The 16,999-nt window shown below is 71.5% G+C and carries 16 protein-coding genes and 4 pseudogenes; 10 read left to right on the top strand and 10 right to left on the bottom strand.

Annotated elements, in window-relative coordinates; translation table 11 throughout:
- Nucleotides 1-647, bottom strand: a 647-nt coding sequence (locus tag FMEAI12_RS09750) for a histidine kinase dimerization/phosphoacceptor domain-containing protein (protein WP_200835239.1), incomplete at its 3' end; no start/stop codon positions are given.
- Between the two features lie 115 nt (nt 648-762).
- Nucleotides 763-1,020: pseudogene (locus tag FMEAI12_RS09755) on the bottom strand (hypothetical protein); the annotation flags it as partial.
- An 8-nt stretch (nt 1,021-1,028) separates the two neighbouring features.
- On the opposite strand from FMEAI12_RS09755, the gene FMEAI12_RS09760 reads away from it, so the two are divergent.
- Nucleotides 1,029-1,223 carry a hypothetical protein gene (locus tag FMEAI12_RS09760; protein ID WP_306769413.1) on the top strand — a complete coding sequence of 65 codons (195 nt, stop codon included), beginning with the start codon at nt 1,029-1,031 and terminating at the stop codon, nt 1,221-1,223.
- Between the two features lie 230 nt (nt 1,224-1,453).
- The gene (locus tag FMEAI12_RS09765) at nt 1,454-2,971 is read left to right on the top strand and encodes an MFS transporter (RefSeq protein WP_112105769.1); all 1,518 of its coding nucleotides are present in this window, start codon (nt 1,454-1,456) and stop codon (nt 2,969-2,971) included.
- 7 nt (nt 2,972-2,978) lie between these two features.
- Here FMEAI12_RS09765 and FMEAI12_RS09770 read toward each other — a convergent pair whose 3' ends face one another.
- The 5 genes from FMEAI12_RS09770 to FMEAI12_RS09790 form a co-directional block, all read right to left on the bottom strand.
- A complete protein-coding gene (locus FMEAI12_RS09770; RefSeq protein WP_112105770.1) occupies nt 2,979-4,562 on the bottom strand; it encodes an ABC transporter substrate-binding protein in 1,584 nt (527 codons plus the stop codon).
- Nucleotides 4,563-4,589: 27 nt separating this feature from the next.
- Nucleotides 4,590-6,158, bottom strand: a complete 1,569-nt coding sequence (locus FMEAI12_RS09775; protein WP_112105771.1) for an acyl-CoA synthetase — start codon at nt 6,156-6,158, stop codon at nt 4,590-4,592.
- A gap of 119 nt (nt 6,159-6,277) precedes the next feature.
- Complete coding sequence (hypE, locus tag FMEAI12_RS09780; RefSeq protein WP_071065879.1) at nt 6,278-7,366, bottom strand: hydrogenase expression/formation protein HypE; 1,089 nt, start codon at nt 7,364-7,366, stop codon at nt 6,278-6,280.
- Complete coding sequence (gene hypD, locus FMEAI12_RS09785; RefSeq protein ID WP_020460944.1) at nt 7,363-8,451, bottom strand: hydrogenase formation protein HypD; 1,089 nt, start codon at nt 8,449-8,451, stop codon at nt 7,363-7,365. The genes hypE and hypD overlap by 4 nt, the downstream gene beginning before the upstream one ends.
- Entirely contained in the window at nt 8,448-8,690 is a 243-nt protein-coding gene (locus FMEAI12_RS09790) for a HypC/HybG/HupF family hydrogenase formation chaperone (protein WP_071065878.1), read from the bottom strand. Before FMEAI12_RS09790 ends, hypD begins: the two co-directional genes overlap by 4 nt.
- A 135-nt stretch (nt 8,691-8,825) precedes the next feature.
- On the opposite strand from FMEAI12_RS09790, the gene FMEAI12_RS09795 reads away from it, so the two are divergent.
- The 5 genes from FMEAI12_RS09795 to FMEAI12_RS09815 are packed head-to-tail and all read left to right on the top strand — an operon-like array spanning nt 8,826 to nt 13,281.
- Nucleotides 8,826-10,013, top strand: coding sequence for a hydrogenase small subunit (locus FMEAI12_RS09795; protein ID WP_112105772.1), 1,188 nt, complete (start codon nt 8,826-8,828; stop codon nt 10,011-10,013).
- On the top strand, nt 10,010-11,731 hold the full coding sequence (locus FMEAI12_RS09800; RefSeq protein ID WP_112105773.1) for a nickel-dependent hydrogenase large subunit: 1,722 nt from the start codon (nt 10,010-10,012) through the stop codon (nt 11,729-11,731). The genes FMEAI12_RS09795 and FMEAI12_RS09800 overlap by 4 nt, the downstream gene beginning before the upstream one ends.
- Entirely contained in the window at nt 11,728-12,414 is a 687-nt protein-coding gene (locus FMEAI12_RS09805; RefSeq protein WP_071065875.1) for a cytochrome b/b6 domain-containing protein, read from the top strand. The genes FMEAI12_RS09800 and FMEAI12_RS09805 overlap by 4 nt, the downstream gene beginning before the upstream one ends.
- Nucleotides 12,411-12,968, top strand: a complete 558-nt coding sequence (locus tag FMEAI12_RS09810; RefSeq protein WP_071065874.1) for a HyaD/HybD family hydrogenase maturation endopeptidase — start codon at nt 12,411-12,413, stop codon at nt 12,966-12,968. Before FMEAI12_RS09805 ends, FMEAI12_RS09810 begins: the two co-directional genes overlap by 4 nt.
- Entirely contained in the window at nt 12,961-13,281 is a 321-nt protein-coding gene (locus tag FMEAI12_RS09815) for a hydrogenase maturation nickel metallochaperone HypA (RefSeq protein ID WP_071065873.1), read from the top strand. Before FMEAI12_RS09810 ends, FMEAI12_RS09815 begins: the two co-directional genes overlap by 8 nt.
- A gap of 55 nt (nt 13,282-13,336) precedes the next feature.
- On the opposite strand, the gene FMEAI12_RS09820 is transcribed toward FMEAI12_RS09815, so the two are convergent.
- The 3 genes and pseudogenes from FMEAI12_RS09820 to FMEAI12_RS39820 all read right to left on the bottom strand — a co-directional run.
- Nucleotides 13,337-13,525, bottom strand: coding sequence for a hypothetical protein (locus FMEAI12_RS09820; protein WP_112105774.1), 189 nt, complete (start codon nt 13,523-13,525; stop codon nt 13,337-13,339).
- The gene (locus tag FMEAI12_RS09825; protein ID WP_235013861.1) at nt 13,522-14,865 is read right to left on the bottom strand and encodes a serine/threonine-protein kinase; all 1,344 of its coding nucleotides are present in this window, start codon (nt 14,863-14,865) and stop codon (nt 13,522-13,524) included. Before FMEAI12_RS09825 ends, FMEAI12_RS09820 begins: the two co-directional genes overlap by 4 nt.
- Nucleotides 14,866-15,012: 147 nt before the next feature.
- Nucleotides 15,013-15,393 (bottom strand): annotated as a pseudogene (locus tag FMEAI12_RS39820) (hypothetical protein); the annotation flags it as partial.
- Here FMEAI12_RS39820 and FMEAI12_RS37960 point away from each other — a divergent pair.
- The 3 genes and pseudogenes from FMEAI12_RS37960 to FMEAI12_RS09835 form a co-directional block, all read left to right on the top strand.
- A pseudogene (locus tag FMEAI12_RS37960) lies at nt 15,332-15,952 on the top strand (DnaJ domain-containing protein); the annotation flags it as partial. The pseudogenes FMEAI12_RS39820 and FMEAI12_RS37960 sit on opposite strands and share 62 nt — an antisense overlap.
- 181 nt (nt 15,953-16,133) lie before the next feature.
- Nucleotides 16,134-16,331, top strand: a complete 198-nt coding sequence (locus FMEAI12_RS37965) for a DUF3099 domain-containing protein (RefSeq protein ID WP_235013862.1) — start codon at nt 16,134-16,136, stop codon at nt 16,329-16,331.
- Nucleotides 16,332-16,785: 454 nt separating this feature from the next.
- Nucleotides 16,786-16,999 (top strand): annotated as a pseudogene (locus FMEAI12_RS09835) (HNH endonuclease); the annotation flags it as partial.

A 16,999-nucleotide genomic window follows, 5' to 3' on the forward strand; every position in this document is an offset into this window, starting at 1 on the left:
GCGGTGCCGGCCTGGGCGTGGGCGAGGGTGATGTGGTGGGCGACGACATCGTGGAGTTCGCGGGCGATGCGGGTGCGTTCGTCGGCGACCCGGCGGCGTGCCTCGGCCTCCCGGGTGCGTTCGGCGTGTTCCGCGCGGGCGTGGACGGCGTCCAGGTAGTCCTGTTTGATCCGCCGCGCGCCGCCGAGTGACGCGGCCATCAGCAGCCAGGCGGTCGGGCCGATGGTCTTGAGCTCCAGGGGATAGCCCTTGGGGTCGGCGACCAGCGCCGTCGCGACCACCGCCGCGCAGCCGGGGAGCAGGAAGCTCAGGGTGGTCCTGCGGTCGGTGCGCGCGGCCAGGAAGTAGACCGCCGCCATCGCGGGAGCGATCATCAGCGAGGTGAGCAGGTAGCCCAGGCCGGCCAGGACCACGGTGCAGGCGATGGCCACCACGGCGGTCGCGCGGGGGTGGCGCTCGTTCCAGAGCAGGGCCGTGCAGGTGACGGCGGCGAGCAGGACCGCGGGGTATGGGGAGCTGTCGTGGGCGACATGCTGCGGGTTGAGTCTGCTGGCGGGGCCGGCGGCCGCGAAGGCCAGAAGCGCGATCACCACGGTGCTTGTGCGGTGATGGTCCCGGAGGCGCCGCCACCGGCTGGTGATCGTCATAGCGGTTCCCGTCCGATGCTGGGCCGTTGCTGGGCCGTGGTGCCCACGGTACGGGCCCCGTCCGCGGGCCGCAGTGCCGCCTGCCGGGTGCCGGCGGCCCTCGGACGGGGCGTGCTCAACGCACGGACGTGGATTCCAGGGCGACGGGGTCCTCGCGACCGGTGGCCGGTGCCGCAACGGCCGGTGCCACGCCGGCTGGCCGGCTCAGCGTCTCGCCCTCGACGTCGATGTGGGGCAGGACCCGGTCGAGGTGGCGTGGGATCCACCACGCCTTCTCCCCGAGAAGGGCGAGGACGGCGGTGGCCAGGCCGAAGACGATGCCGACCATGAAGATCGGCATCATGCTCATGATGGGTCCGGTCTGGTGGAGGCCGAATTCCGGTGCCCGGCGGCCTGGGTGACCTGCTTCCCCCGATTCCGATTCCCGTCGGCGGCCTGCCGTTCGACCTGACCATCGTCAAGGCGTCCACCGACGCCGAGGGCCTGTCGCTGACCGCGACCGCCAGGGATCTCGTCCTCCCGGCGACGGAGACCCCGACCCGGCACTGCCCCCCGGTGGAGAACGGCCGCGCCTGACCTGACGCCCGCGTCCGGTTGTCGAGCCCCCACGCACAGTCAACCCTTGGCATCGGTGCGGACGAGATCTACCAGAAATACCTGGGCATCGAGTAGCCCTGACAGGCCGGCATGGCCCGACCGCTCCGAGGCGCGGCAAGTGTGACCGGTTCCGCTCCGTCGTGCACTGACATTCGGGAGGTATGCATGATACATATGTATGTATAGTACAAAGAAGTTGAGGAGGGGGCATGACCTCCAGTGACGACAGCGGCGGCTCCGCCCTGGTCGCGACCCGTCGCGTGGGCGACGAGTCGCACGTCAACGCGATCATCGCCGTCCTGGGTGGGATAGGCGTCGTCGTCGCGATGATGCAGACGTTGATGGTGCCGCTGCTGCCGACGCTGCCATCGCTGCTGCACACCAGCTCGGCGAACGCCTCGTGGGCGATCACGGCCACGCTGCTCACCGCGTCCGTCGCCAACCCGGTGTACGGGCGGCTCGGCGACCTCTACGGCAAGCGGCGCATGGTCTTCGTCGCCGGCACCGCGCTCGCCTGTGGCTCGGTGGTGTGCGCTCTGAGCAGCTCGCTCGTGCCGCTGCTGGTGGGCCGGTCGATGCAGGGCCTCGGCATGGCGATCATCCCGCTGGGCATCAGCATCATGCGTGACCTGCTGCCGGCGAAGCGGCTGATCCCCGCCATGGCGCTGATGAGCTCCTCGCTCGGGATCGGGAGCGCGCTGGGCCTGCCGATCGCGGCGGCGGTCGCCCAGCAGACCGACTGGCACGTGCTGTTCTGGGGCTCGGCCGTCGCCGTCGTCGCCCTGATGGTGCTGATCTGGCGGGTCGTTCCCGAGTCGCCGGTCCGCGGCACGGGCCGGTTCGACCTGCCGGGGGCGATCCTGCTCTCCGGAGGGCTCGTCGCGCTGCTGCTCGCCGTGTCGAAGGGAAGCACCTGGGGCTGGACCAGCACCACCACCCTCGGCCTGGGCATGGTGGCCGCCGCCCTCCTCGTCGCCTGGACCTGGTGGGAGACCCGCGCCGAGGCCCCCCTCGTGGACCTGCGCACCACCATCCGGCGCCCGGTGCTGCTGACGAACATCGCTTCCGTCGCGCTGGGCTTCGCGATGTACGCGAACTCGCTGATCAACCCCCAGCTGCTGCAGCTGCCGAAGGCCACCGGGCACGGGCTCGGCCAGTCGCTGCTCGCCACCGGCCTGTGGATGGCCCCCGTGGGGCTGGTGATGATGGCCGTGTCGCCCATCGCCGGCAGGCTGATCACGGCACGCGGACCGAGGACCTCGCTCATCGCCGGCTCGGTCGTGATCGCCGGTGGCTACTGCCTCGCACTCGGGCTCACCGGCAGCCCGCCGGGAGTCCTTCTCGTCAGCTGCGTGATCAGCACCGGCGTCGCACTGGCGTACGCGTCCATGCCCACCCTGATCATGCAGTCCGTGCCGGCATCCGAGGGCGCCGCGGCGAACGGCCTCAACACCCTCATGCGCTCCATCGGAACCACGGGGGCGAGCGCGGTGATCGGCGTGGTCCTGGCGAACATGACCATCCCGTTCGGGTCGACCCAGGTGCCCTCCCTCGCCGGCCTGCACGTCGGATACCTGATCGGCGCCGGCGCCGCGCTGATCGCCGGCCTCCTGGCACTCGGCATCCCCGGCCGCGCGGCGTCGACGTCGGCCGTCACGCTCCCGGAACCCCGCCGGACGTCCCCGCAGGCGACCCAGCCCGCGGCGACGTCCACCTCAAGCGGCTGAGGTCAGGTCATGGCTGGAGCCACAGGGGCTCGGGCAGGAGTGATCCGAGGCCGTACTGGGTGATGCCGCCGACGTTCCTGGCGGCCATGACGCTCGGGTTCACCCGGACGGTGAAGACCGCGGGAACCAGCGCGGTCAGCCGCTCCTGGAGGGTGGCGTACGCGGCCTTGCGTTCCTGTTCGGTCGTCCCCGTGCGGCCCGCCTTCAGGGCGGCGTCGATCCGCTCGTCCTTGACGCCCGGGAAGTTGCCGCGGGAGTCGCTGCGGAACACCGTCCACATCCGTGGGTCCGGGTCGATGAAGTTCGCCGACCAGACGACCATGTCGAAGTCGTTGCTCGCCTGGATCTTGGGATACTCGGAGAAGTCGACCACCCGCACCTGGACCTTGACGTTCTCGTACGAGCTGAGCTGGGCCTGGACGTTCTCGGTCGTGTCCCTGATCTCCGACGAGGTGAAGCTGGTGAACGTGAAGGTGACGGGTTTGCCGTCGGCGGCCAGCTCGTCGAACAGCCGCTGCGCCCTCGCCCGGTCGTACGTCCGCAGCGGCTTGTCGGAGTAGAACGGCGAGGACTTGGTGAACAGCGTGTCGGCGGTCTGGGCGGCGCCATTGTACACGGCCAGGTTCAGCGCGTCCAGGTCGACCGCGGCGGCGATCGCCTGCCGGGCCCGCAGGTCGTCGAACGGCGCCCTGCGCATGTTCATCGCGAGGAACAGGCCGCCGCTCAGCGGCGTGACGTCCGTCGAGTAGCCGGCCTTCCCGGCCTTGGCGACGCTGTCCGCGTTCGTGTCGATGACCACGTCGGCGCCGCCGCTGATCAGAGTGTTGTACCGCTGGCTCGAGTCGTTCGACGTGCGGATGGTGATGCCGTCGAGATAGGGCCGGGGAGCGTCCCAGTAGCCGGGGTTCTTCGCCAGCTCGATGCGGTCCTGGCGGGTCCAGGTCCGCAGGGTGTACGGCCCCGCGCCGACCGGCTTCGCGTCGAAGGACGCCTTGCCCTTCCGCAGCGCGGTGGGGGAGGCGATCCAGTTCATGGACGTGGTGAGCATCGCGGCCGGGAAGCTGGGCACCGGCTCGGTCATCGTCACCTTCAGGGTCGTGGCGTCCACGACGTCGGTGGCGGCGATGAGGGACGCCTCCGGCAGGTAGGGCGAGGCCATCGCCGGATCCCGATGGCGATCCCAGTTGAACTTCACCGCCGCGGCGTCGAGCGTGGTGCCGTCGGTGAACGTCAGGCCCGGTCGAAGTTTCAGCTCGAACGCGGCGCCCTTGTCGGCGGTGGCGAACGACTCCGCCATCGCGTACCTGATCTCGCCCGTGTGCTCGTCGTTGGTCATCAGCGTGCCGTACAGGGCGTTGCCCACGAACGCGTTGACCTGCCACGCGTTCGTCATGGTGACCGGATCCATCGAACGGGGCTCGGAGAGCTGCATGACCCGCAGGGAGCCGCCGGCGACCGGCTCGCCGGTGGGCCCGGTGGCGGTGGTGGTGCCGGTCGTCGTGGACGAGCCGTCACCGCCGCCGCAGGCGCCCACGGCGAGCGCCACACAACAGGCGATGACGGCGGTGAGTAACTTCTCTCTGCGAAACATCGCAGTCCTCTCGCTGGTTCCCGGCGGCTAACGGGCGACGGTGGAGGCCTCGGCGGCCCAGTAGGCGTCGCGCAGCGGCTTCTTGTAGAGCTTGCCGTTGTCCAGGCGGGGGAGTTCGGGCACGAAGTCGATCGACCGCGGCCACTTGAACGGCGCGAGCCTGGTGCGGCAGTGCTCCAGCAGCCGCGCGGCCAGCCCGTCGCCGGCGTCGGCCATCCGCACCGGCTGGACGACGGCCTTGACCTGCTCGCCGAGCTCGGGGTGCGGCACGCCGAACACGGCGACGTCCACGACCTCGTCGTGCAGCACCAGGACGTCCTCGATCTCGCGCGGGTAGATGTTCACCCCGCCCGCGATGATCGTGAAGTCCTTCCGGTCACTGAGGTAGAGGTAGCCGTCCTCGTCGACGTGGCCGATGTCGCCCAGGGTGCGCCAGCCGGGATGGGCGGGATGGCTGACGGCCCTGGTGCGGTCCGGGTCGTTGTGGTAACTGAAGCCCGCGCCCTTGGCCTCGAAGTAGACCACCCCGTCCTGGCCGGCCGGGAGCTCCGCGTCATCCTCACCGCAGATGTGCAGCACCCCGCCCTGCGCCCGGCCGACCGATCCCGGGTGCGCCAGCCACTCCTCACTGGTCAGACCGGTGCTGCCGACATTCTCGGAGCCGGCGTAGTACTCGAAGATGATCGGGCCCCACCACTCGATCATCTGGCGCTTGACCTCGACCGGGCACGGCGCGGCCGCGTGGACGGCGATCCGCAGGCTTGACAGGTCGTAGCGGGCGCGGACCTCGGGTGGCAGCTTGAGCATCCGGACGAACATCGTCGGGACCCACTGGGAGGTGGTCACCCGGTACCGTTCGATCGCGTGCAGGGCCCCCTCGGCGTCGAACTTCGGGAGGACGACAACCGTGCCGCCGACGCTGTGCATCAGCGCGGACACCCGCAGCGGGGCTGCGTGGTAGAGCGGCGCGGGGGAGATGTAGACCGCTTCGGAGTCGAAGCCGAAGGCCCCGCGGGCGCCGGGAAGCAGCGGGGCGTCGCCCTCGCTGGCGGGCCAGTCGGGCCGCGGGAACTGGATTCCCTTCGGCCGGCCGGTCGTCCCGGAGCTGTAGAGCATGAACGTGCCGCGGATCTCGTCGTCCCGGGGCTCGGCGGAGAAGCCGGCGGTGGCGGCGTCGAGGTCCTCGTAGTGCTCGGAGCCCCCGTCGAGCATGAGGCGCCGGACGACCCCGGGGGTCTCGGGGACGACGGCTTCGGCTACCTCGGCGAGCGCCCGGCTGCTGATCAGTGCCTTCGCCCCGCTGTCGTTGATCAGGTACGCGACCTCGGGCGGGGTGAGATGCGAGTTCACCGGGGTGATGTAGAGGCCGCAGTTGAGGCCGGCCCAGACCAGCTCGAAATAGCGCAGGTGGTTCTCGGCGAGAATCGCGAGGCGGTCACCCGGGCGCAGGCCCGAGTCGACGAGTAACCGGGCCAGCCGGTTGGAGCCCTCGACGAGCTCACGGTAGGTCAGGATCCGTTCCTGCCCGCGGGGGCCACCGGCGAGGATCACGGCGGGCTTGTCAGGGGTCAGCGTCGCGAAGTCTGGTGGGTACATCTGGTCCTCCAGGGAGAGAACAACGGTTCGCTATACGGGAAACGTAGCTCTTTCAATGGGTGATACCAGATTCTTGGCGGCGGAGATAGATGGCCTGTGCGGTTCCGCGGAACCGCGGCTCAGCAGATGCGGGGGAGTTGCTCGCCGACGAGCATGTCGACGAGCCGGGTGCTGCCCAGCAGCGTGCGCATCACCACGCGACCAGGATGACCGGCGACGACGTCGCCCAGGCGGGTGGCGTGCCGGCTTTCGGGCCGCGAACGCATGACGGCCAGGATCTCGTCGGCGGCCTCGGGCGCGACAACGGCGATCAGGCAGCCCTCGTTGGCGACATGCAGCGGGTCGAGACCGAGCAGGTCGCAGGCGGCGGCGACCAGCGGCGGTACGGGCAGCGCCGTCTCGTCGATCTCGACACCGACTCCGGACGCCGCGGCGATCTCGTTGAGCGCCGACGCCACCCCGCCGCGGGTCGGGTCGCGCATCACGTGGATGTCGCCGCCGCGGCGTTCCACCATGGCCTGGACGAGACGGTGCAGCGGGCGGGTGTCGGAGGCGATGTCGGCCTCGAAGCCGAGGGCCTCCCGCGCCGAGAGCACGGTGGTGCCGTGCGCGCCGATCGGCCCGGAGACGAGCACCGCGTCGCCGGGGCGGGCGAAGGCGGCCGAGACGCGCGCGGCGGGCAGGCGGCGTCCGATGCCGGACGTGGTCACGAAGATGCCGTCGGCGGCGCCGCGGGGCACGACCTTGGTGTCACCGGTCACGACGGGGACCCCGGCGGCCGCCGCGGCCGAACCGACGGAGGCGATGATCCGCCGCAGGTCGTCGAGGGGGAAGCCCTCCTCGATGATGTAGGCGACGGTGAGCGCGAGCGGCGTCGCGCCCATCATGGCCAGGTCGTTGACGGTGCCGTGGACGGCGAGCGTGCCGATGTCCCCGCCGGGGAAGAACAGCGGGCTCACGACGAACGCGTCGGTGCTGGTCACCAGGGTGACGCCGGCGACGTCGAGGACGGCGGCATCCTCGAGGACGCCGCCGTCGGGCTGGCCCGCCCGCGCGGCCAGGGCCGAGCCCGCGCCGAGGGCGGGCAGCAGGACGTCCCGGAGCAGCTCGGCGGACAGCTGCCCGCCGCTGCCGTGCCCGAGCGTGACCCGCTCGGTCTCGACGCGGGGGAGCGCGCAGCTGGCGAAGGTGGGGTCAACGGTGGTCACGACGCCCTCCCGGCGGAGTGGTAGGCGGCGCAGGTGCCCTCGGTGGAGACCATCGGCGCGCCGAGCGGGGTGCGCGGGGTGCAGGCCGTCCCGTAGGCGGTGCAGTCGGTCGGCTCGCGGGCGCCGGTGAGGATGTCGCCGGCGATGCAGGCGGGATGCTCCCGGGCGGTCAGCCCGGAGACGGCGAAGCGGGTCTCGGCGTCGTAGCGGGCGAACTCGTCGGTGAGGGCCAGGCCGCTGTCCGGGATGGTGCCGATGCCGCGCCAGGCGCGGTCCCGCACCCGGAACACGCGGCGGATGGCCTCCCGCGCCCGGCTGTTGCCGTCGCGGTGGACGGCGCGGGCGTACTGGTTCTCCACCCGCGCGTGGCCCGCCTCGAGCTGGCGGACGGCCATCAGGATGCCCTCGAGCAGGTCGAGCGGCTCGAAGCCGGTCACGACGACGGGTACCTGGTAACGGTGCGCGATGGGTTCGTACTCCGTCCAGCCCATGACGGCGCAGACGTGGCCGGCGGCGAGGAACCCCTGGACCTGGCGGTCGGGCGCGTCGAGGAGCGCCGTCATGGCCGGTGGGACGAGGACGTGGCTGACCAGGATGCTGAAGTTGGGCAGGCCGAGCTGGTGGGCGCGCAGTACCGCCATGGCGTTCGCCGGCGCGGTCGTCTCGAAGCCGACCGCGAAGAAGACCACCTGGCGGTCCGGGTGCTGTTCGGCCAGGCGTACCGCGTCCAGCGGGGAGTAGACGACGCGGACGTCGGAGCCGCGGGCGCGCAGGGCCAACAGGTCGGTCCCCGTTCCGGGCACCCGCAGCATGTCGCCGTAGGAGGTGAAGATGACCTCGGGACGGGCGGCGATGGCCAGGGCCTTGTCGATGAGTTCGAGCGGGGTCACGCACACCGGGCAGCCCGGCCCGTGGATCATCCGCAGGCCCGCGGGCAGCAGGTTGTCGATGCCCTGGCGGACGATGGTGTGCGTCTGGCCGCCGCAGACCTCCATCAGGGTCCAGGGCCGGGTGGCCGTCGTGTGGATCTCGTCGAGGAGCTGCCGCGCGAGGGCGGGGTCGCGGTACTCGTCGAGGTATCTCACAGCTCCGCCTCCAGGGAGGTGCCCATCGAGCGGAGCATCTCCAGGGTGCGGTGCGCCTCGGCCTCGTCGACCATGCTGATGGCGAACCCCACGTGGACGATCACGTACTCCCCGACCCGTGCGTCGGGGAGGTAGGCGAGGCAGACCTCGCGGGTCAGCCCGTCGAAGTCGACCGTGCCCATGAGCAGGCCGGCGACGTCGACGGTCGCCACGATCCGGCCAGGTATCCCGAGGCACATGCTGGGCCAGTCTCCGGGGCGGTGGACAGGTGCGGCAAGGGACGTCCGGCCCGTCCGATCGGCTCGTACGGACTCCCGCGGCCGAGGCGATGAGGCTGCCGTCCGGCACCAAGGCGCGCACTAACGTCCACTCGCATGACGAGCGAATCCGGCCGGCCGTTGTCCGCGCGGCTGGCGGACGCGGGGGTCGACCGGCGGTCTTTCCTGAGATTCTGCGCGGGTGTCACCGCGACGCTCGCCCTGCCGGCCCAGTTGGCGCCCAAGGTCGCCTACGCGTTGGACAAGGTCGACCGTCCCACCGTGATCTGGCTGGAATTCCAGGACTGCGCCGGTGACAGTGAGGCGTTCCTGCGCTCGCGTAATCCGTCGGCCGCGGACCTGATTCTGGGCATGATCTCGCTCGACTACCACGAGACGGTGATGGCGGCCTCCGGCGCGGCCGCGGAGAAGGCCCGCGACGACGCGGTGGCGAAAGGCGGGCACCTCGTCGTCGTCGAGGGCTCCATTCCGACCGGAATTCCCGGGGCGTGCACGATCGGCGGCAAGTCGGCCGAGGACATCCTGCGCGAGGCGGTCCGTGGCGCGGCCGGCATCATCAACGTCGGCACCTGCTCGGCCTTCGGTGGAATCCCGGCGGCCGGGCCGAACCCGACCGGGGCGGTCCGGGTCGAGGACGTCGTCGGCGGGGTTCCGGTTGTGAACCTGACCGGTTGCCCGGTCAACGCGGACAACCTGACCGCCACCATCGTCCATCACCTGACCTTCGGTGAGTTCCCGGCGCGGGACAGGTTCAGCCGGCCGCTGTTCGCCTACGGGCAGCGCATCCACGACACCTGCCAGCGGCGCGGCCACTTCGACGCCGGCGAGTTCGCCGAGCAGTGGGGCGACGCGGGCCACCGCAACGGCTGGTGCCTGTACCGGCTGGGCTGCAAGGGGCCGAGCACCTTCCACAACTGTCCCAGCGTCCGGTTCAACGGGGGGACGTCCTGGCCGGTGGCGGCCGGGCACGGCTGCGTGGGCTGCTCCGAGCCGGGCTTCTGGGACACCATGTCGCCCTTCTACGACCGGCTGCCGCACGTGGCGACCTCCGGTTTCGACCTCACCGCCGACAAGATCGGCGTCGGCGTGCTGGCAGCCACGGCGACCGGCTTCGCGGCGCACGGCGTCGGCAAGGTCGTCCAGCACCGGGTCGCCGCCCGCCGCGAGAAGCAGGCCGCGCGGGACCTGGTGGAAGACGACGAAGCGCCCACCGACGAAGCGGCCACAGACAAGGCACACGCCGACAAGGCGCACGGCGACGGAGAGACGGGCGAAGCGAGATGAGTCGGCTTGTCATCGACCCGGTGTCGCGGATCGAGGGCCACCTGCGGGTCGAGGTGCAGGTGGACGGCGGTCAGGTCACCGAGGCCTACGCGTCCTCGACGATGTGGCGCGGCATCGAGACGATCCTGACCGGCCGGGACCCCCGGGACGCCTGGCTGTTCGCGCAGCGGATCTGCGGTGTGTGCACCTCGGTGCACGCGCTGGCCTCGGTGCGGGCGGTGGAGGACGCGGTCGGCGCCGTCCCGCCGCTGAACGCCCGGCTGCTGCGGGACCTGATCGCCACGTCACTGTGTGTGCACGACCATGTTGTCCACTTCTACCACCTGCAGGCCCTGGACTGGGTCGATCCGACCGCGGCGCTCGCGGCCGACCCGGTGCGTGCCGCGGCGCTGGCGCAGTCCATCTCCGACTATCCGCGTTCCACGGCCGGCCTGTTCGCCTCGGTACAGACCCGGCTCAAGGTCTTCCTGGAAAGCGGGAAGATCGGGCCGTTCACCAACGGCTACTGGGGGCATCCGGCCTACCGGCTGAGCCCGGAGCTGAACCTGATCGCGTTCAGCCACTATCTCGACGCGCTGGACTTCCAACGGGACTACATCCGGGTGCACGCCCTGCTCGGTGGAAAGAACCCGCACCCGCAGACCTACGTGGTCGGCGGAATGGCGTCCCCGATCGACCTCAACAGCCAGGACGCCATCAACGCGAACACACTGCAGGAGGTGACGCAGATCCTGCAGCGGGGCCTCGAATTCGTCGAGCAGGTCTTCCTGCCGGACCTGCAGGCGATCGGCGCCGCCTATCCCGAGTGGACGACCTACGGTCGGGGCCTGGGCTCCTACATGGTGTTCGGTGACTATTCACTGTCGCCGCCGGGCATCGCCCGGCCACCCCGGGACGGCCTTTTCCCCGGCGGGATCATCCGGAACGGGAACCTCTCGGCGAAACCGGAACCCTTCGACCCGTCCGGTATCGCCGAGTCCGTCGCCCATTCGTGGTTCCGCTACGACGATCCCGGCGCCGCGCTGCCCCCCTGGAAGGGTGAGACGACCCCGCAGTACACCGGACCCGAACCCCCTTTCGAGCAGCTCGACGTCGCCGGGAAGTACACCTGGCTGAAGGCGCCGCGCTACCAGGGAGCGGCCATGGAGGTCGGCCCGGTGGCCCGCATGCTCGTCGGCTACACCTCCGGGGACGCCCGTATCCGCCCGCTCGTGCAGGGCGCGCTCGACGCCCTGCGACTGCCGCCCGAGGCACTGATGTCCACCCTCGGCCGGGTGGTGGCCCGCGGCCTGGAGACCAGGCTGATGGCGCAGTACTCCCTGGAGCTCGTCAACCGGCTGCGTGACAACGTCGCCGCCGGCGACCTGGCCGTCGCCGACACCGGGCGCTGGCGTCCGACATCCTGGCCGGAGGGCGCCCTGCTCGGCGTCGGCTTCCACGAGGCGCCCCGCGGGTCGCTGTCGCACTGGGTCGTCATCGAGGACGGCCGGATCCGCAACTACCAGGCCGTGGTGCCCACCACCTGGAACGCCAGCCCCCGCGACGCGCAGGGGAATCCCGGCGCCTACGAGGCCGCGCTGGTCGGCACACCCGTCGCCGATCCCCAGCGGCCGCTGGAGATCCTGCGCACCCTGCACTCCTTCGACCCCTGCATGGCCTGCGCGGCGCACATCTACGACGCCGAGGGCCGCGACATCATCGAGGTGCGGGTCCAGTGAGCGTGACCGCGCCCGCCCCGCACACCGAGCACGCGGAGCTCGTCCGGTTCCGGGTCTGGGATCTTCCGGTCCGCCTCATCCACTGGCTGCTGGTGCTGGACCTCGTCGCCCTGTCCGTCACCGGCTACCTCATCGGGAACCCGGACATCCACCCGGGCGGCCACGTCTACTGGGTCACCTGGACGAGGAGCATCCACAAGGTCACCGCGTACGTCTTCATCGCGCTCGTCCTGGCCCGGGTCATCTGGCACCTCCGCTCGCCCAACCCCTGGTCCCGGTGGACGGAGTGGATACCCAGCACCCGGGAGCGGCTCGGTCAGATCGTTCCGTCGGTGCGCTTCTACACGTTCCTCTCCCGGGAGGCACCCCCGGTCATCGGCCACAATCCGCTCGCCGGCCTCACCTACACCGTGCTTTACACGATGTTCGGGGTCGAGATCGTCACCGGTCTGGTGCTGTGGGGTGTGGAGGGCACCGGCTGGGCGGCCTGGCTCACCGGCTGGCTGCTCCACGTGGTGTCACTGCCGACGCTCCGGCTCGTCCACCACCTGATCATGTGGCTCACCTGGGGATTCATGATCCACCATCTCTACAGCGCCATCCTGGTCGACCGGGTGGAGGGCACCGGCGTCCTGACCTCGATCTTCTCCGGCCACAAGTTCCTCCCGAAGGACCACCTGTGACGGACCCGGCCGACCTCCGGGCGTCCACCACCCCGACGGACGCCCCCGTTCTGGTGCTGGGCATCGGCAACGAGCTGCTCGGCGACGACGGTGTCGGCGTGGTCGCCGCCCGGCGGCTCGGCACGCCGCCGATCCCCGGGGTCGACGTCCTCGACGGCGGGACGCTCGGGCTGATGCTCATGCCCTACCTGGCGGGCCGCGACGCGGTCCTCATCCTCGACGCCGTCTCCACCGCCCACGGGCGGCCCGGCGATGTCATCGTCATCCCCGACGGGGACGTCCGCCGCGGCCACGGCGTGCGCGCCACCGCCCACGACATCGGCCTCGTCGACGCGCTCGCGGCCACCGAGCTCGCCGGCTGCGCCCCCCGGCGCGTCGCCCTGGTGGGCGTCGTGCCCGAATCCGTCACCGAACGCTGGGGCCTGAGCCCCCTCCTCGACGCCCGCGTGGACGCGCTGGTCGACGCGGCCCGCTCCGTCCTCGCCGAATGGTCCGTGCTCGCCGAAGAGCCCGTGCTCGCCGAACAGAAGGTGCAGGTACCCGGACATGCATGAGGCCGGCCTCGCCCGCTCCGCGGTCAGCGCCATCGCCGAGGCCAGCGAGGGAACCCCGGTGCGGACGGTGGTTCTCGCCGCCGCGGCCGGTGTCGACATCGCCTCGGCCACCGCCGCGTGGCAGTCCGCCGCCGCCGGAACCTGCCTCGAGAACACCCACCTCTCCTGGCAGCACGCGGCGGACCGGCTGCGCTGCTTCACCTGCGCGCACGAGTACGACGGCGCCCGGCTCGACCCCTGCCCCTCCTGCGGCGGCAACGGGCTCGTCGTGGCGGCCGCGGACGAGCTCGCCGTGGTCAGCTGGACCACCTGACCACGGCGAGCTCGTCGACGGTCGCGATCACGTCGGCGTCCTTGTCTCCTGCCCTTCAGACCGGGGTCACCTGCGAGACCCGCCAGCCATCCGGAGTGCCGACGAGGTTGATCTCCTGCACCACCGACCTGGTGGCCGGCTGCCGGCTCAGTACCGCGCCGCCCGCGCTGACGATGGCGAACGGCGTCATGTGCGACGTGAAATGCAGGACCGCGATGGACGAGGTCTCGGTCAGCACCGTCACCGCCTCGATGACCTGCTGGCCGCCGCGCCGGATGCCGCTGGTGCCGTGGCGGAGGCCCCGGCCGCGGCGGCGGGCGGGGCCGCGGCGCGGTCGGAGCCCGACGGGTGGTGGACAACGGCCAGGGCCGCGCTCGCGACACCGAGCACGGCTGCTGTCGCCGCCGCGGCGGCGGTGCGGCGGCGCCGGCTCGCCCCGCCGCGGCGCCGTCCTGGTCCCGGCGGATCGGCGCCGACCGCCGTCGGTGCCGTCTTAGCCGGTGCCGCCGTAGCCGGTGCCGCCGGTTCTACGGTCGGAGACCGTAAGGACGCGAGGGCCGACGCGGGTGGTGGCCCGGGAGGCGGTCCGATGCCGGGAATCGTCAGGACCGGCGCCGCGGCCCGCGGCTGGACCGGCTTGCCCGACCGCACGACCGGCTTGTCCAGCGGTACGCGCGCCCGGGCGGCCGCGGGCACGAGCGACTGGGCCGCCAGCACGCCGGCCACCGGGCGGGTCGATCCGGTCAGCTCGCCGAGCAGGTCGGCGGCGCTCGGACGGTCGGCGGGGTCCTTGCTCATCGCTGCGCGGACGAGCGGGAGCAACCGGACATCGAGGCCATCGAGGCGCGGTTCGTCGTACACGACCCGGTGCATGACGACCGGTATGGCGGCGATCCCGAACGGCGGCTGCCCCGTCCCGGCGAAGGCGGCGACGCCGCCCCACGCGAACACGTCGGCGGCCGCGGTTGTCGTCTCCCGCATGGCCTGCTCGGGTGCCATGAAGGCGGGTGTGCCGACGGTGTCCGAGGCTCCGGTCAGCAGCGAGCCGGACTCCAGCGACAGCGCCACGCCGAAGTCGATGACCCGCGGCCCGGTCTTCGACAGCAGCACGTTGTCGGGCTTGATGTCACGGTGGACGAGGCCGGCGCTGTGGATCGAGGTGAGCGCGGCGGCGATCGCGACGGCGAGCTGGTGCAGGTCGGTGGTGGATAACGGCCCGTGCTCGTCGACCGCGCTCGCGAGCGTCGGCCCGTCCAGGAACTCGGTGACGATGTAGGGCCGCCCGTCGAACACGCCGAAGTCGAGGACCTCCGCGGTGCAGAACGGCGCCACGCTGCACGCGATCCTGGCCTCCCGCTGGAACCGGGCCAGGTACCGCTCGTCGCGGGCCAGATGATCATGGATGATCTTTATGGCGACGGGTCGGCCGTCCGGCGAGTGGGCCAGGTACACCCGGCCCATCCCGCCGCTGCCGAGGACACTGTCCAGGACGTGCGCTCCGATGGACCGGGGATCGGCCGCCCGCAGCGGCGTCCCCCGCTGACCGCCATCCGCGCACCCCCGAAGCTGCCAGTGTCGGAGCACCGACACATGCCGCATAACTGGGCAGAACCCTACCCGCCGTCCGCGCGGTCGTCTGTCTGCGTGCGGCCGGTCCGAGCGGCGATGGCGGCGGACCGGTTGTCGCTTGTCGGCCGGAACATGAGGCGCTCGAGAATCGGCAGGATTTCCGTTGGGCGTCAGCCGGGCCCGGTGGTACGCCACCAGCATGCGCGGGCTGCGCTCCCATGGCTCCAGCGCGTGCCGGAAGATCCGCACGAATCCGTCGTAGAGGGATTCGTCCGGTGTGGGCGGGGTGAGCGGCGTGTGGCTGTGGAGGCCGTGTGGCTGTGGAGGCGAGGAGCGCCTGCGTCTGGCATCTGCCCAGGTCGGCTGGATGATGATTGCCGGCGCCGCCGGCCGCGGCCACCCCGCCCCGGAGCCCGGAGACCCCGGAGGTAACGCCGTCGGAAGTGCCCGCGGGCGGGAGAACAAAGGAAAAAACCTGCCGATGAACCGGTTACCCGGCCGCCTGCGCCGTTTATCGGTTCTCGTCCTCGCCCTTGGCATCATTCTCGCGGTGTGTTCGAACTCCTCCGATGACAACACCACCTCTGACGCGCCACCGGCGCAGAGTGCCAACGCCTTCTTCGCCCGGGCATCGGTGATCGCCGCCACGAACAAGTTCACCGACTACAGTGCGGACGGCCTGGTCAAACGGCTCCAGGCTCGACTGCGTTGTCCTGCTGAAGATCGTCAAGGGCGGCAAGTTCGAGATTGTCGGCGGTACCAAGGACAAGCCGTTCGTCTGCTGGTCCAACGCCAACCGCGACTGGTCCGAGCCGAAGCCGACCAAGCTTCGCCTGACCGAACCGCCGTTCGGGGGAGCGGGCACCACCCGAGGCGGTGGGCGAGCGATCGGCGGCATCCCACCGCTCCACGTCGGCGGTCTACCGTGGGAAGAGCCTGCCCCAGGGTGCCGCTGCGTCTGGCGAGGTGGACGGTGGATGAGGGATCGCTGTACGAGGTGCTCGGGATCGTCCGCACCGCGACCGACGCCGAGATCCGGGCCGCCTACCGCCGCGCGGCCAAGCACGCCCATCCGGATGCGGGCGGTTCGCCCCGGTCGTTCCAGCGGGTCCATGCGGCGTATCGGGTCCTGGGCGATCCTGCCCGCCGGCGTGCCTACGACCTGGGAGTCGCCCGGTCGGCCGAGGCCAGGGCCCGGCCCGGCGCGTCCCCGTCCACCCCGTCCACCCCGGCTGACGCGGGCGGCCGCGCGGGCGGGGTGAGCCGGCCCGTCAGCCGGGCCGATGGCGGTGTTCCCCACCCGGACGCGGGAGCGGCGCCGCTACCTCATCGCGATGGCCGTGTGCCTGCTGTTGTTCGTGCTGGCGGGAACAGTGGTGCGGCTGTTCTCCGTCCCGGCGGCGCTGGGAATGATGATCCTCGCCATGGTCATCCCGCCGGCGGCGGTGATCTCCGTCAGCCGCCCACCGCCCCACCGCTGACCGGAGCCCGCCGCACCCGGCGTCCAGCTCGCGGCCCGGCGACATCCTCGTCACCAAGTACGCGCGTAGCGCCTTCACCGGGACGGGTCTGGGGCGCAGCGGCTCCTGGGTGACGAGGTCACCCAGGTGACCGTCGTGGGGCTCGCGACGGGTACCACCCAGGACGTCCTGGCCCTCCTCGCCAGCCGGTCATGACCACGCCGGTCCGCCGCCCGCGCGCCGTTCGGGTGTTCTGCGGTTCCGTGCGGTGCCGCGGAACACCATGATCGGAAAAGGCGTCATGATCGGCGATGTCGGGGGCGTCGCCGGTGTCCCGGGCCGGCCCGCAGCCCCGGGCCCCGCGGCCCCCTGGCCACCCGCGGGCTCCTGACCAGCAGGGAGGAAAACTGTCGGTGGCGGATGCGAGCCTGCTCGCATCCGCTGATCGACGACACCCCTGGGCCCGGTGATCACAGTGATCGAACAGGTACCTTCCCCGGCAGCCGCCGCGTCCCCCACGCCCGACACCGACCCGACAGCCGGCCTGAACCTCGTGCCGCCAGGCCTGGACGCGCAGACCGCACCGCTGGCGGATCTGGAAGCCGCGATCTGCGGGTGGGCAGGGCGGCTCGCGGCTGCGACCTGCGGCTGGCTGGTCCTCCTCTCCGCCTTCGAGCGGCGGGGCGGCT

This window comes from Parafrankia sp. Ea1.12, assembly GCF_900465275.1.
Taxonomy (GTDB): Bacteria; Actinomycetota; Actinomycetes; order Frankiales; family Frankiaceae; genus Parafrankia; species Parafrankia soli.

Coding starts and splice junctions, on each gene's coding strand:
- FMEAI12_RS09765 (WP_112105769.1), top strand. CDS start 1,454: ATGACCTCCAGTGACGACAGCGGCGGCTCCGCCCTGGTCGCGACCCGT.
- FMEAI12_RS09770 (WP_112105770.1), bottom strand. CDS start 4,562: ATGTTTCGCAGAGAGAAGTTACTCACCGCCGTCATCGCCTGTTGTGTG.
- FMEAI12_RS09775 (WP_112105771.1), bottom strand. CDS start 6,158: ATGTACCCACCAGACTTCGCGACGCTGACCCCTGACAAGCCCGCCGTG.
- FMEAI12_RS09790 (WP_071065878.1), bottom strand. CDS start 8,690: ATGTGCCTCGGGATACCTGGCCGGATCGTGGCGACCGTCGACGTCGCC.
- FMEAI12_RS09795 (WP_112105772.1), top strand. CDS start 8,826: ATGACGAGCGAATCCGGCCGGCCGTTGTCCGCGCGGCTGGCGGACGCG.
- FMEAI12_RS09800 (WP_112105773.1), top strand. CDS start 10,010: ATGAGTCGGCTTGTCATCGACCCGGTGTCGCGGATCGAGGGCCACCTG.
- FMEAI12_RS09815 (WP_071065873.1), top strand. CDS start 12,961: ATGCATGAGGCCGGCCTCGCCCGCTCCGCGGTCAGCGCCATCGCCGAG.
- FMEAI12_RS37965 (WP_235013862.1), top strand. CDS start 16,134: ATGGCGGTGTTCCCCACCCGGACGCGGGAGCGGCGCCGCTACCTCATC.